This window comes from Microbacterium sp. CR_7, from assembly GCF_041954755.1.
Lineage (GTDB): Bacteria > Actinomycetota > Actinomycetes > Actinomycetales > Microbacteriaceae > Microbacterium.
Genome location: NZ_JAVAYF010000023.1, coordinates 1 through 320, shown reverse-complemented (window position 1 = coordinate 320; position 320 = coordinate 1). Strand labels below are relative to the sequence as shown.

Annotated in this window: 1 pseudogene; it reads right to left on the bottom strand. The window is 72.8% G+C overall.

Annotated elements, in window-relative coordinates:
- Positions 1-281, bottom strand: a pseudogene (locus RAC81_RS16975) (hypothetical protein); the annotation flags it as partial.
- Positions 282-320: the final 39 nt, after the last annotated feature.

Here is a 320-nt window from a genome sequence, read left to right as displayed (position 1 = left end):
TAGACCGAGCCGGAGACCGGCAGCGCCGACAGCGTCGAGGTCGCCGTGAGGTCGGTGGCTGTCGAGCTCACCGACGCGAGGTACGCCGCGCGGGTCGACCCGGCTCCGACCGCGAGCTTCGCGGCGGTTCCGTCGACCGAGTATCCCGACAGGGAGGTCGTTGAGTAACTCCACGCGCCGCCTGCGGCAGCGGAGCCCCACCCGTTGGCTGCGGTCCGATCGAACTCGTCGGCCGCGAGCGGCTGCGGATCGGTCGGGTCGGGCGGCGTCGGCGCCGTCACCGTGACACTCTGCGTGGCGCTGTGTGTGCCGCCGCGGTT